The 13485-nt window shown below is 71.3% G+C and carries 13 protein-coding genes; 1 reads left to right on the top strand and 12 read right to left on the bottom strand.

The window, feature by feature from the left end; all coding sequences use genetic code 11:
- Positions 1-29: 29 nt before the first annotated feature.
- The 7 genes from ABD714_RS19790 to ABD714_RS19760 all read right to left on the bottom strand — a co-directional run bounded on the left by ABD714_RS19790 (position 30) and on the right by ABD714_RS19760 (position 8592).
- On the bottom strand, positions 30-2252 hold the full coding sequence (locus ABD714_RS19790) for a RelA/SpoT family protein (protein ID WP_344814318.1): 2223 nt from the start codon (positions 2250-2252) through the stop codon (positions 30-32).
- Positions 2253-2513: 261 nt separating this feature from the next.
- On the bottom strand, positions 2514-3638 hold the full coding sequence (locus ABD714_RS19785; protein ID WP_425562423.1) for a potassium channel family protein: 1125 nt from the start codon (positions 3636-3638) through the stop codon (positions 2514-2516).
- Entirely contained in the window at positions 3635-4171 is a 537-nt protein-coding gene (locus ABD714_RS19780; protein ID WP_344814167.1) for an adenine phosphoribosyltransferase, read from the bottom strand. Before ABD714_RS19780 ends, ABD714_RS19785 begins: the two co-directional genes overlap by 4 nt.
- A gap of 9 nt (positions 4172-4180) precedes the next feature.
- On the bottom strand, positions 4181-5428 hold the full coding sequence (gene secF, locus ABD714_RS19775) for a protein translocase subunit SecF (RefSeq protein ID WP_344814166.1): 1248 nt from the start codon (positions 5426-5428) through the stop codon (positions 4181-4183).
- Positions 5429-7135: a protein translocase subunit SecD gene (secD, locus tag ABD714_RS19770; protein ID WP_425562422.1), complete on the bottom strand. Its 1707-nt coding sequence runs from the start codon at positions 7133-7135 to the stop codon at positions 5429-5431.
- A 6-nt stretch (positions 7136-7141) separates the two neighbouring features.
- Positions 7142-7612, bottom strand: a complete 471-nt coding sequence (yajC, locus tag ABD714_RS19765; RefSeq protein WP_344814165.1) for a preprotein translocase subunit YajC — start codon at positions 7610-7612, stop codon at positions 7142-7144.
- A 104-nt stretch (positions 7613-7716) separates the two neighbouring features.
- Positions 7717-8592, bottom strand: coding sequence for a LysR family transcriptional regulator ArgP (locus ABD714_RS19760; RefSeq protein ID WP_344814164.1), 876 nt, complete (start codon positions 8590-8592; stop codon positions 7717-7719).
- 80 nt (positions 8593-8672) lie between these two features.
- Between ABD714_RS19760 and ABD714_RS19755 the strand changes: the two genes are divergently transcribed.
- Entirely contained in the window at positions 8673-9287 is a 615-nt protein-coding gene (locus ABD714_RS19755) for a LysE/ArgO family amino acid transporter (RefSeq protein WP_344814163.1), read from the top strand.
- 6 nt (positions 9288-9293) lie between these two features.
- On the opposite strand, the gene ruvB is transcribed toward ABD714_RS19755, so the two are convergent.
- From ruvB to ABD714_RS19730, 5 genes are all read right to left on the bottom strand, one after another.
- Complete coding sequence (ruvB, locus tag ABD714_RS19750) at positions 9294-10313, bottom strand: Holliday junction branch migration DNA helicase RuvB (RefSeq protein ID WP_425562425.1); 1020 nt, start codon at positions 10311-10313, stop codon at positions 9294-9296.
- Positions 10314-10368: 55 nt separating this feature from the next.
- Complete coding sequence (gene ruvA / locus ABD714_RS19745; RefSeq protein ID WP_344814162.1) at positions 10369-10989, bottom strand: Holliday junction branch migration protein RuvA; 621 nt, start codon at positions 10987-10989, stop codon at positions 10369-10371.
- On the bottom strand, positions 10986-11525 hold the full coding sequence (gene ruvC / locus ABD714_RS19740) for a crossover junction endodeoxyribonuclease RuvC (RefSeq protein ID WP_344814314.1): 540 nt from the start codon (positions 11523-11525) through the stop codon (positions 10986-10988). The genes ruvA and ruvC overlap by 4 nt, the downstream gene beginning before the upstream one ends.
- A gap of 130 nt (positions 11526-11655) precedes the next feature.
- Positions 11656-12420: a YebC/PmpR family DNA-binding transcriptional regulator gene (locus ABD714_RS19735; protein ID WP_344814161.1), complete on the bottom strand. Its 765-nt coding sequence runs from the start codon at positions 12418-12420 to the stop codon at positions 11656-11658.
- Between the two features lie 61 nt (positions 12421-12481).
- Positions 12482-13483: a lysophospholipid acyltransferase family protein gene (locus ABD714_RS19730; RefSeq protein ID WP_344814160.1), complete on the bottom strand. Its 1002-nt coding sequence runs from the start codon at positions 13481-13483 to the stop codon at positions 12482-12484.
- Positions 13484-13485: the final 2 nt, after the last annotated feature.

Raw genomic sequence — 13485 nt, 5'->3', positions numbered from 1 at the left:
TCGTTCGCGGCGCGGTAGCGTCGCAGACACTACTGCCGGATGCGGTAGACGTCGAAGACGCCCGGCACCTGACGGACCGCCCGCAGGACGTGGTCCAGGTGCGTCGGGTCGGCCGTCTCGAAGGTGAACCTGGCTTTGCAGATCTTGTCCTTCGAGGTGCTCAGCGCCGCCGACAGGATGTTGACGTGCTGGTCCGACAGCGACCGGGTGATGTCGGACAGCAGCCGGTTGCGGTCCAGGGCCTCGACCTGGATCGCCACCAGGAACGAGCTGTGCGCGGTCGGCGCCCAGGAGACGCCGACGATCCGCTCGGCGTGCTCGCTCTTCAGGTGGGTGGCGTTCACGCAGTCGTGACGATGGACCGACACCCCGGCTCCGCGGGTGACGAACCCGAGGATCGCGTCGCCCGGCACCGGCGTACAGCACTTGGCCAGCTTGACCAGCAGGTCGGTGTCGCCGGCGACCTCGATGCCGGAGTCCGAGGCCGACGACTTGCGTCGACGCCGGCCCGTGACGACCTGGTCCTCGCTGATCTCGTCGGCGGTGGCGTCCTCGCCGCCCTCGGCACTGATCAGCCGGTTGATCACGGCCTGCGGACCGACGGTGCCCTCGCCGACGGCGGCGTACAGCGCCGACACGTCGGGCAGCTTGTGGTGGTTGGCCACAGCGGTCAGGTGCTCCAGCGTCAGGAGCCGCTGCAGCGGGAGCCCCGCCTTGCGCATCTGGCGGGCGATCGACTCCTTGCCGGCCTCGATCGACTCCTCGCGGCGGCCCTTGGTGAAGTGGTGCCGGATCTTGTTGCGCGCCCGCGGGCTGCGCACGAACTCCAACCAGTCGCGGTTCGGGCCGGCGTTGTCGGCCTTGGAGGTGAGGATCTCGACCACGTCGCCGTTGGAGAGCTCGGACTCCAGCGGCACCAGCCGCCCGTTCACCCGGGCGCCGACGGTGCGGTGACCGACCTCGGTGTGGATCGCGTACGCGAAGTCGATCGGGGTGGCGCCCTGGGGCAGCGCGTGCACGTCGCCCTTGGGGGTGAACGCGTAGACCTCGGTGGAGTTGATCTCGAACCGCAGCGAGTCCAGGAACTCCCCCGGGTCGGCGGTCTCGCGCTGCCAGTCGAGCAGCTGCCGCACCCAGGTCAGGTCGGTGTTGTCGCCGTTGGCGGTGGACGCGATGCCCTTGCCGCCTTCCTTGTACTTCCAGTGGGCGGCGACGCCGAACTCGGCCCGCTTGTGCATCTCCTCGGTGCGGATCTGCAGCTCGACCGGCCCGCCCTGCGGACCCAGCACCGTGGTGTGCAGCGACTGGTACATGTTGAACTTCGGCATCGCGATGTAGTCCTTGAACCGGCCGGGCAGCGGGTTCCAGCGGACGTGCATCACCCCCAGTGCGGCGTAGCAGTCGCGCGGGTTGTCGACGAGGATGCGCAGCCCCACCAGGTCGAAGATGTCGGCGAAGTCGCGACCGCGGACCACCATCTTCTGGTAGATCGAGTAGTAGTGCTTCGGCCGTCCGGTCACCGTGGCGCGGATCTTGGCCGCCCGCAGGTCCGACGTGACCTGCTCGATCACCTGGGACAGGAACTCGTCCCGGCGGGGGGCGGCCTCGGCGACCATCCGCACGATCTCGTCGTAGACCTTGGGCTGCATGGCGGCGAAGGAGAGGTCCTCCAGCTCCCACTTGATCGCGTTCATGCCCAGCCGGTGGGCCAGCGGCGCGAAGATCTCCAGCGTCTCCGACGCGATCCGGTGCTGCTTGTCCGGCCGCAGGTAGTGCAGCGTCCGCATGTTGTGCAACCGGTCGGCCAGCTTGATGACCAGCACCCGGATGTCGCGCGACATCGCGACGACCATCTTGCGGATGGTCTCCGACTTGGCCGAGTCGCCGTACTTGACCTTGTCCAGCTTGGTGCAGCCGTCGACCAGCAGCGCGATCTCGTCGCCGAAGTCGCGGGTCAGCGCGGACAGCGTGTACGAGGTGTCCTCGACGGTGTCGTGCAACAGCGCGGCGCACAGCGTCGGCTCGGTCAGCCCGAGCTCGGCCAGGATCGTGGTGACCGCCAGCGGGTGGGTGATGTACGCGTCGCCGCTGCGCCGGGTCTGACCCCGGTGGTAGCGCTCGGCGGTCCGGTAGGCCCGTTCGATCAGGGTCAGATCGGCCTTGGGGTGACTGGCCCGGATCACCTTGAACAGCGGGTCCAGCACCGGCGCCTGGGTCTTCGCCACCCCGAACCGGGCGATCCGCTGACGCATCCGGACCCGCGGCTGCTCGGAGCCGGTGCTCAACCGCACGGGGAGGACGCCGGGTCCCTCCGCTTCGCGCACGACCGGGGTGGGCGGCGGTGCGGCGCCGGCCGGTGAACCCGGGCTCAGGCCATCGGCGACCGACTGCGGGCGCGCGGTGTCGTCACCCGTCGTCTCGGACGACGGACGTGCCACCGTGTCGGGATCAGTCGTCACCCAGGGCCACCCCTTCTGCCGAGGTCGCCAGTCTAGGGCCTGCTCCCGAACCGCTCACCAGTCGTCGCGGCGGCTCGGTCGACGGCGTGACTGGGGCGGCGGCTGGTCCGGCTCGGCGAGCTCGGCCTCGGCGTGCCGCACGACGACGACCTGGTCGCCGGTCTCCAGCTTGGCCACTGTCGGGTCGTAGAACCGGCGCAGGGTCTTGTTGCGGACGACAGCGATCACGGCTTCGCCCTTGACGTCGTCGGGGGCCCGGCCGACCTCATCGGTGCGCACCTGCCGCTCGCCGACCTCGAGGCCGTCCTTGTTGGACAGCAGGTCCTCGATCACCGTGCCGAGGTTCGGACTGACCGCGGACAGCCCCAGCAGGCGGCCGACGGCCTCCGACGAGGTCACCACGGCGTTGGCGCCGGACTGCCGCAGCAACGAGGCGTTGTCGTCCTCCCGGACGGCCACCACCACGTGGGCGCTGGGGTTGAGCTGGCGCACGGTCAGGGTGACCAGGATGGCCGAGTCGTCCCGGTCGAGGGTGATGATCACCTCACGGGCCTTGATGATCTCCGCGCGCCGCAGCACGTCCCGCCGGGTCGCGTCCCCCTCGATCGCCGCATACCCCCGCAGGTTCGCGTCGACGATGGCGGACGGCTTGGGGTCGATGACGACGATCTGGGCCGGGTTCGACCCGTTGTTCTGCATCGTCTCGACGGCACTGCGGCCCTTGGTGCCGTAACCGACGACCACGACGTGGTTGCGCATCTGCTTCCTCCAGCGGTTGTCCCGCATGATCCTGCGGCCTTCGTTGGCCAGCACCTCGAGCGTGGTGCCGACCAACAGCACCAGGAAGAGGATCCGCATCGGGGTCACCAGGACCGCGTTCAGGATCCGAGCGGTCGGGGTGATCGGGGTGATGTCGCCGTACCCGGTGGTGGTGATGGTGACGGTCGCGTAGTAGATGGCGTCGATCAGCGTGACCGAGCCGTCGTAGTTGTCGGTGTAGGCGTCGCGGTCGAAGTAGACCAGGGCCACGATGGCCGCCAGCAGGGCCAGCGCCATCAGGCCACGCCGGGACAGCTCGCGAGCCGGGGTCGACGACCGCGCCGGCAGGCTGACCAGGGTCTGGTGGGACCAGGACTGCCGGCTGCGGGCGCGCGGACCGCCGCCGCGCAGCATGCTCATGCGGCGTCGAAGGTGAGGAGCGAGGTGACCGGGGAGATCCCGGCGTCCACCAGCCGACCCCGGCCGCCGAGGTAGGCGAGCTCGCTCAGCAGGGTGACCCCGACCAGCTCCCCGCCGAGGCGGGCGACGAGCTCGGCGGCGGCCACCACGGTGCCGCCGGTGGCCAGCACGTCGTCGACGATCAGCACCCGCGCACCGGACGCGAACGCGTCGGTGTGCAGGGCCAGGGTCTCGGTGCCGTACTCGAGCTCGTAGGTGACCGAGACGACCTCGCGGGGCAGCTTGGCGGGCTTGCGGATGGGCACGAACCCCGCGCCCAGCGCCAGCGCGACGGGCGCGCCGAACAGGAAGCCGCGCGCCTCGATGCCGACCACCACGTCGACCTCGCGGGGGCTCAGCTCGACCAGGGCGTCGACCGCCGAAGCGAAACCAGCCGGGGAGGCGAGCAACGGGGTGATGTCGCGGAAGACCACCCCCGGCTGCGGGTAGTCCGGAACCTGTCGGATCAGCGCCGCGAGCTCATGACTGTGCACGCCGGACCCCTATTTCTTCCGCTGGCTGCGGGGTCTGTTCTGCGGTTGCGGACGCCCGGACGCGCCCTCGCTGGTCGGCTTGCCGGCCGTCGGGCGACTCACGATCGTCGGTTGCGTGGTCGAGACCGTGATCCGGGGTCGGGCCGGGCTGCTCGGGCTCGAGGGTTCGACGGGCTCGACGGGCTCCTCGGCGTCGTCGTCGGCGGAGTCCACCGGCGGCCGGTACGCCGGCGCGTCGACCGGTCCGACCGTCGCCCCGACCCTGGCGTCGGACTTGACCCGCCGGGCCAGCACCCGCTTGGTGAGCTTCTGCATCTCCGGCTCCCGCTCCTTGAGCTGGGCCAGCAGCGGGGTGGCGATGAAGATCGAGGAGTAGGCCCCGGAGATCATGCCGACGAACAGCGCCAGCGCGAGGTCCTTGAGCGGACCCTCGCCGAGGATGAACGCGCCGGCGAACAGCAGCGCCGCCACCGGCAGGACCCCGATGATCGTGGTGTTGATGGAGCGGACCAGCACCTGGTTGACGGCCAGGTTGGCCGCCTCGGAGTAGGTCTGGCGGGCCGAGGACGTGAGGTCGCGGACGTTCTCCCGCACCTTGTCGAAGACGACGACGGTGTCGTAGAGCGAGTAGCCCAGGATGGTGAGCACGCCGATCACCGTGGCCGGGGTCACCGTGAAGCCGACCAGGGCGTAGATGCCGACGGTCAGCACGAGGTCGTGCAGCAGCGCGACCAGGGCCGCGATCGACATCTTCCAGTTCCGGAAGTAGGCCCAGATCACCAGGGTGACCAGCAGCAGGAACACGCCGAGCGCGATCAGCGCCCGGTCGGTGATCTGACCGCCCCACGAGGCACCGATCAGGCTGTACGCCACTTGGTCGCTCGGCACCCCGGCCTCGGTGGCGATGGCCGACCGCACCTTGGGCACCTCCTCGACCGGGTCGAGGGTGCGGGTCTGCACCCGGACCTGGTTGTTGCCGACCGTGGTGACGGTGGCCTCACCGAGCTCGGGCACGCCGGCGTCCTCGACCGCCCGCTGCATGTCGGTCACGGTGGTGGCGGTGACGGCGGTCTGGACCTGGAAGTCGGCCCCACCCTCGAACTCGATGCCCCACTGGAAGCCGCGCACGCCCATGGACAGCAGCGAGACCGCGATCAGGACGGCGGAGATGACGTACCACCGGCGGCGGCGACCGACGAAGTCGTAGGAGACCTCGCCGGTGTAGAGCCGGTGGCCGAGATCGCGGAGTCTGGACATCTAGATCCCCTTGCTCTCGGTGGCCGGGCGGGCGCCGGCGGTCCGTGCGGTGGACGATGCCGCCTGCGGGCGGCGGGCGCGGCTGCCGGGCAGGGCCGCGACCCCGAGGTGGTCGGCCTCCAGCCCGGACCACTTGTGGCCCTGACCGAAGAACCTCGTCCGCCCCAGGATCGTCATCAGCGGCTTGGTGAAGAAGAACACCACGGCCACGTCGATCACCGTGGTCAACCCGAGGGTGAAGGCGAAGCCCTTGACCGACCCGATGGCCAGGATGAACAAGATGATGGCCGACAGCATCGACACCGCGTCGGCGATCAGCACGGTCTGCCGGGCCCGGATCCAGCCGGTCTCGATGGCCGTCTTCAGACTGCGGCCGTCCCGTACCTCGTCGCGGATCCGCTCGAAGTAGATGACGAAGCTGTCCGCCGTCACGCCGATGGCCACGATGGCGCCCGCGATACCGGGCAGGTTGAGGGCGAAACCGACCGAGTCGCCGAGCAGCACCACCGCCGCGTACGTGATCGCGCCGGCGACGACCAGCGAGGAGACCACCACGATGCCGAGGCCCCGGTAGTACAGGAAGCAGAAGCCGACCACCAGGATCAGACCGATGATGCCGGCGATGATGCCGGCCCGCAGCTGCTCGCCACCCAGCGTCGCGGAGACGTTGGAGACCTCCGACACCTCGAAGGCCAGCGGCAGGGCGCCGTACTTCAGGATGTTCGACAGCTCGGTCGCGGACTGCTGGTTGAAATTGCCGGAGATCTCGGCGCGGCCGCCCGGGATGGCCGAGCTGACCGACGGGGCCGAGATGACCTCGGAGTCCAGCACGATCGCGAACTGGTTCTCCGGCGGCTGCCGGGTGGCCAGCGTGCCGGTGGCGCTCTCGAACGCCGCGCCCCCTGCGCTGTTGAACTCCAGGTTCACCACCCACTGGACCTGGTTCTGCGGGACGCCGGCCGAGGCCGTGGCCAGGTCGGTGCCCTCGATCAGGGTCGGACCGAGCAGGTACTTCTCGGTCTGCTCCCGGTTGCAGGCCACCAGGGGCTGGTCGGACACGTCGGGGAAGGCGTCCGCCTGGTCGCAGGTGAACGACGCGAAGGCGGACTGGTCGGCCTCGCTGGGCTGCCACTCGATCGCCTTGTCCGGCGCGGTGCCCTGACCCGGGGCGGTCGGTCGCGGCGTGGTCGGCGCCGGGGGCGCCGTCGGCAGCTGCGGCGCCGGCCGACGGTCACCCGACGGGCTGGCGCTGGGCGCCCCGGCGGACGGCTCGGTCGTGGGCGTCGATGCTCCGCCGCTCGGTTCGGTCGAGGGGGTGACCGGTGGGGTCACGGCCTCGGCTCCGTAGACCGCGCGGAAGCGCAGCACCGCGGTCTGGCCGACCAGGCGGACCAGCTCGTCCTGCTGGACGTTGGGCACCGCGACGATGATCTGGCGGTCGCCCGAGGTCGTGACCTCGGTCTCGCCGACGCCGAGGCTGTCGACGCGCGACTGGATGATCGTCCTGGCCAGCTGCAGGCTGTTCGGGTCGATCTGGCCGGTCCCGTTCGTGTTCTGGGCCGTCAGGGTGATCGTGGTGCCACCCTGGAGGTCCAGGCCGAGCTTGGGCGTCCAGTTGTTGGAGATCGCCATCAGGCCGAACAGCGCGGCCACGATGACGCCGAAGATGATCAGGGTGCGGCCGGGATGGCCACCTCGATTCGCCACCAGGCGTCAGTCCTTGTTCTTGGGCTCGTTCCCGAAGGCCGGGTCGGCGGCGGGGTCGTACGCGGCGGGATGGTCACGTGCGGCGAGCGGATCGTAGTCGGCGGGCCGCTCGAAGGTCGTGGGGGTGTCGTAGTCGGAGGTGGGCTCCAGCGGGCTGGTCGCGTCCAGGTCCTCGACCTCGTCGGTCGCGACCGGCTCGCTGAACTCGTCGCCGGGCCGGATCACCCGGGCGATGGCCTGCTTGAGGACGGTGACCTCGACGCCGGGCGAGGTCTCGAGCACTGCCTGCTTCTCACCGGTGGAGACCACGGTGCCGAAGATGCCGCTACCGAGCAGCACCCGGGTGCCGGGCACGATCTCGTTCATGGTCTTCTGCTGGGCCTGCTGCCTCTTCTTCTGCGGGCGCAGCAGAAGGAAGTAGAAGGCGACCACCATCAAGGCGATCAAGAGGATCGTGCTGAGGGGTGAGTTTCCCATGTCTCCAACGATTCGGGGCTCTGGGCGCCCGCGGCACGGCGCGCCAGCGGGGTCGACGCTCAGGCCGACCGCCGTACTCTACCCAATCGGAGCCAGGATCTCTGTCACGCGGCGCGGAGGGTCTGAGCCGAAGCGGCCCTGATCGCCTCGGCGACCCGGTCGAGACTCGGCGTCCGGAGCGTCCACTGCTGCCAGTAGAGGGACACGTCCTCCGCGTCGGCGCTCGACAGCACGACCGCGTCCCGGGTGGTCCAGTCCCCTCGCTGCAGGTCCGGCACCATGCCCCAGCCGAACCCGAGCCGGACCGCCTCCACGTACTGGGTGGACGCCGGCACCAGGTGCACCGGCGGCTCGGAGGTGACGCCGTGCCGCTGCAGCACCCGGTGCTGCAGCCGGTCGGCGTCGTCGAACACCACCAGCGGGGCCACGGACAGCGCGTCGTGGGTGACACCGGCGGGGAACCACCGGCTCGCGAACGCGGGTGCCGCCATCGGCTGGTAGCGCATCGCGCCGAGCCGCTCGACGGTGCAACCCTGCACCGGGACCCGCTCGCTGGTGATGGCCGCCATCGCCGACCCGTCCCTGAGCAGGTCGGCGGTCCGGTCCTCGTCCTCGCGCAGCAGCTCCAGCGACAGCTCGCCGGCCAGCGGGGCGAGCGCCGGCAGCACCCAGGTGGCGAGGGAGTCCGCGTTCACGGCCAGCCGCACCACCTGCCTCGCGTCGCCGGACCCCAGGGCGTGCTCCGCGTCGCGGGTGAGGGCGTCCAGCTGCCGGGCCAGTCGCAGCACCTCCTCCCCCGGCCGCGTCGCTCGGACCGGTCGGGTGCGCTGCAGCAGCACCGCGCCGACCGATCGCTCGAGGGCCTTGAGCCGCTGGCTGACCGCCGACGGCGTCACGTGCAGCGCCGCCGCCGCACCGTCCAGGCTGCCGTGGTCGACGGCCGCCGCGAGGGCACGGAGCTGGCTCAGGTCCCAGTCCACCCGCACCATCTTAAGCACTGCTGATGGAGGCGAAGAAACATTCGTTGGACTTCATCAGGGGGCACTCCTACGGTCGAGGCATGCTCACCCTCCTGGCCGGACTCGGCTTCGGTCTCGGACTCATCGTCGCCATCGGCGCCCAGAACGCGTACGTCCTGCGGCAGGGGATCCGGCGCGAGCACGTCGGGGTGGTGGTGGCCGTCTGTGCCGTCAGCGACGTGGTGCTGATCACCGTGGGTGCGGCCGGGGCGGGGGCGGTGATCGCCCGCCACACCACCGCGCTCACCGTCGTCACCGTGCTGGGGGCCGCCGTGCTGCTCACGTACGCGGTGCAGGCGGTCCGCCGCGCCCTCCGACCGGCCGCGCTGACCGTCTCCCCGGCCGGCGGCGAGCGGACCCGGGTGGGTTCGGTCGTCCTGGCCGCGCTGGCCCTCACCTGGCTGAACCCGCACGTCTACCTGGACACGGTGGTGCTGCTCGGCTCGATCTCGGCCACCTACGCCACCCCGTGGCTGTTCGGGCTCGGTGCGGCGATCGCCAGTCTCGCCTGGTTCGCCGGACTGGGCTACGGGGCCAGGCTGCTGGCGCCGGTGTTCGCCAGGCCGGGCGCCTGGCGGGTCTTCGACATCGCCGTCGCGGTGGTGATGACCGGCATCGCCGTCAAGCTGCTGCTCGGGCTCGCCTCCGGGCCCTGACCGGGACTAGAAGATGCCGGGCGCGTCGATCGCCGTGGTGGCGGTGGGTGGGGTCAGACCCAGGTGGGACCAGGCGGCCCGGGTGGCCACCCGACCACGGGGGGTCCGCATCATGAAGCCCTCGCGGACCAGGAACGGCTCGGCCACCTCCTCGACCGTCTCGGTCTCCTCACCCACGGAGATGGCCAGGGTGGACAGGCCCACCGGTCCCCCGCCGAACCGTCGGCAGAGGGCGGTGAGCACGGCCCGGTCCAGCCGGTCCAGCCCGATCGCGTCCACCTCGAACAGGTCGAGAGCGCGATGGGCCAGATCGAGGGTGATCCGACCGTCGGCCCGCACCTGGGCGAAGTCGCGGACCCGCCGCAGCAGGCGGTTGGCGATCCGGGGTGTGCCGCGGGACCGCCGGGCGATCTCGGCGGCTCCGTCGTCACTCAGATCCGCTCCCAGCACCCCCGCCGAGCGACGCACGATGTGCTCCAGGTCGGCGGCGTCGTAGAACTCCAGCTGGGCGGTGAAACCGAACCGGTCGCGCAGCGGACCGGGGAGCAGTCCGGCCCTGGTGGTGGCCCCGACCAGGGTGAAGCGCGGGATCTCCAGCGGGATCGCCGTCGCCCCCGGGCCCTTGCCGACGACCACGTCGACCCGGAAGTCCTCCATGGCCAGGTAGAGCATCTCCTCGGCCGGTCGTGACATGCGGTGGATCTCGTCGAGGAAGAACACCTCGCCCTCGCTCAACCCGGAGAGGATCGCGGCGAGGTCCCCGGCATGCTGGATGGCCGGACCGCTGGAGATCCGCAGCGGCGCCGACATCTCGGCCGCGATGATCATGGCCAGGGTTGTCTTGCCCAGTCCGGGGGGACCCGACAGCAGCACGTGGTCGGGCACCGAGCCGCGCTGGCGGGCCGCGGTGAGCAGCAGACCGAGCTGCTCGCTGACCCGGGGCTGCCCGCGGAAGGCCGCCAGATCGTGAGGACGGAGAGCCGACTCGGCGGCCCGCTCGTCGGCCTGGGCGTCGGGTCGGACCAGCGCCTCGAGCTCCTCGGCGGTCAGGCTGACCGGGTCGTTCACGGTCGGGCCTCCCTCATCGACGCGCCAACGACTGCAGAGCGGCCCGCATCAGCTGGGGCACGCCGACGCCGGGTTCGCCGGCCAGCGGCTCCACCTCGTCGCAGGCCGCCTCGGCGTCCCGGATCGACCAGCCGAGCCCCTGCAGACCCTGGCTGACCTGGTCGCGCCAACCGGCCCCGCTGGTCGTCGACGGTCCTGCCGGGGTGGCCGTCCCGAGATCGCCGACCAGCCGGACCGCGTTGATCTTGTCCTTGAGCTCGAGCACCAGCCGCTGGGCGCCCTTGCGGCCGACCCCGGGCACCTTGCACAGCTGGACCAGGTTCTCGGTGGCGATCGCGGAGCGCAGCTCGTCGGGCGGGAGCACGGCGAGAGCCGCCTGGGCCAGCTTCGGTCCGACCCCGGTCGCCGTCTGCAGCAGCTCGAACAACTCCCGCTCGTCGACGGTCGCGAAGGCGTACAGGGTCAGGGAGTCCTCCCGCACCACCAGCGAGGTGGACAGCGTGGCGGTCTCGCCCAGCCGGAGCCCGGCCGTGGTGTTGGGACTGCACAGAGCCAGCACCCCGAAGCCGCCGACCTCGATCACCGCCGAGGTGGGGCCGAGCTGGATCACCGTGCCGGTGAGCTGCGCGATCATCGGGCTCTGACTCCCTGCGTGGTCCGGTCGACCTGCCGCTGTCGGTCGATGGCGTCCTGCAGCCGGTTCTGGGCGCCGCCCCGCCACACGTGGCAGATGGCCAGGGCCAGCGCGTCCGCGGCGTCGGCGGGCTTGGGCGGCGCGTCCAGCCGCAGGATCCGGGTCACCATGCTGCCCACCTGGTCCTTGCCGGCCCGACCCGAACCGGTGATGGCCGCCTTGACCTCGCTCGGGGTGTGCAGCGCCACCGGGTAACCGTGACGGGCGGCCACCAGCATCGCCACCCCGGCGGCCTGCGCGGTCCCCATCACGGTCTGCACGTTGTGCTGGGCGAAAACCCGCTCGACGGCCACCGCGTCGGGACGGTGGGTGCTGATCCAGATCTCGATCTCGGCCTCGAGCCGGACCAGCCGCCGGGCGGTGTCCAGATCGGGCGGGGTGCGCGCGACACCGACGGCGACCAGGGTGGGCGGGCGTCCGGGGACGCCGTCGACCACGCCCAGACCGCACCGGGTCAGCCCCGGGTCGATTCCCAACACGCGCATCCACCGACCTCCTCCGCAGAACCCGCCCCCTCGGCCGCCGGGGCCAGAAGCGAAGCGAACAGACGTTCGCACGGTACGCGATCCGGTCGGCCCACGTGCTCACCGACACACCGGTACGGGGTCAGCCGATGCTGGCCAGCACCTCGTCGGAGACGTCGACGTTGCTGTAGACGTTCTGCACGTCGTCGGAGTCCTCGAGCGCCTCGACGATCTTGAACAGCTTCTCCGCGGTCGGGGCGTCGACCTCCTGCGTGTACTCCGGCACGAAGGAGACCTCGGCCGAGTCGTAGTCCAGACCCGCGGCCTGAACGGCTTCGCGGACCCGGACGGTGTCGCTGGGGTCGCTGATGATCTCGAAGCTCTCGCCGAGGTCGTTGACCTCTTCGGGGTCGGCGTCCAGCGTCGCCTCCAGCAGGTCGTCCTCGCTGACCGCCTGGCCGCCCTCCTGCGCCTTGGGCACGACCACGACGCCCTTGCGGTTGAACATCCGCGAGGTGGAGCCGACGTCGGCCATGGTGCCCCCGTTGCGGGTGACGGCGACCCGCACGTCGGAGGCGGAGCGGTTCCGGTTGTCGGTCAGGCACTCGATCAGCAGGGCGATGCCGGCCGGACCGTACGCCTCGTACATGAGCGTCTCGTAGTCCGCCCCGCCGGCCTCGGCCCCCGAGCCCCGCTTGACGGCGCGGTCGATGTTGTCCTTGGGGACGGAGGTCTTCTTGGCCTTCTGGATGGCGTCGTAGAGCGTGGGGTTACCGGCGACGTCGCCCCCGCCGATCCGTGCGGCTACCTCGATGTTCTTGATCAGCTTGGCGAACGACTTGGCCCGCCGGGCGTCGACCACGGCCTTCTGGTGCTTGGTGGTCGCCCACTTGGAATGTCCCGACATGGTCAGGAAGCCTAGTCCACCGCGCCGGCGATGCGGTCGGCGTACAGCACGGTGGTGCCCGTCAGGATCGCCAGATCCGCCTGCGGTGCGGGCGACCGCCGGCCGTCGGCTCCTCACTCTGCTGCCAGATGCGACGCCAGCGCGCCCCCTGGGCGTCACCGACCTCGGGTCCCGAGCCGCGCCGGACCTGCCACCAGGTGCTGGCGTCCTCGTCGATCAGGTCGGCCACCGCCCGGTGGATCCGGGCCGTGAAGACCTCGGCCGACTCGGCCGGTTGCGCTTCGAGGGCTGCGCCGTAGCGGACGGCCACCCGGGGGCGCCCCCGACGGGGCCAGCTGGTGCCCTGCGGCATCGCCGTGAACGTCCCGCGGAGACCCACCGGCACGACCGGCACGGCCAGGCGCGCCGCGACCGCGGCGACGTCGGCGTGGAACGACTGGACCACGCCGTCGCGGGTCCGTCCGCCCTCGGGGAAGACCAGCACGTTCCAGCCGGTGGCGAGCACCTTGGCCAACGGCTCGACGTCGAACCGGAGGGCCCCGTCGGCGCTCGGGGCGGTCTCCGGCAGCTGGAACGTGTTGAAGCCCAAGGCGGCCGCGCCGGCCTTCCACCAGGTGTGGAAGAACGTGTCGGAGGTCAGGGCCACCGCTGTGCGCTCCCGCCAGGACGGGGGCAGGGTGGCCAGCACCGCTCCCACGTCCAGGTGCGAGGCGTGGTTGGCCACCAGCAGGGTCGGGCCCGACCCCCCGGGGAGCCGCTCCGTGCCGTGGTCCTCGAGGGCCACCTCGGCCCTGATCACCGGTCGCAGCACGCCCGCCTGACCGAGGTCGCGGACGGCCACCACCAGGGGCGTCCGCGCCCAGGCGGTCGGCAGCGGCGGCGCGTCCTGGTCACCCTTGACCGTGCCCACTGCGGTGCGGGCGGCGGCCTTGACCACGTCGACGGCGAGGTCCCAGCGCCAGCCCGTGGCCAGCGTCCGCAGGTCCGCCACCGTGTCGGCCAGCCGACCCGCCGGCCGGCGCCGACCGGGATCGACCGTCCAGGGCGCGAGCTCCCTACTCACCG

Source organism: Microlunatus aurantiacus (assembly GCF_039536605.1).
GTDB lineage: Bacteria > Actinomycetota > Actinomycetes > Propionibacteriales > Propionibacteriaceae > Microlunatus > Microlunatus aurantiacus.
Note: the sequence above shows the minus strand (reverse complement) of the source record. Positions and strands in the feature narration are given on the sequence as shown.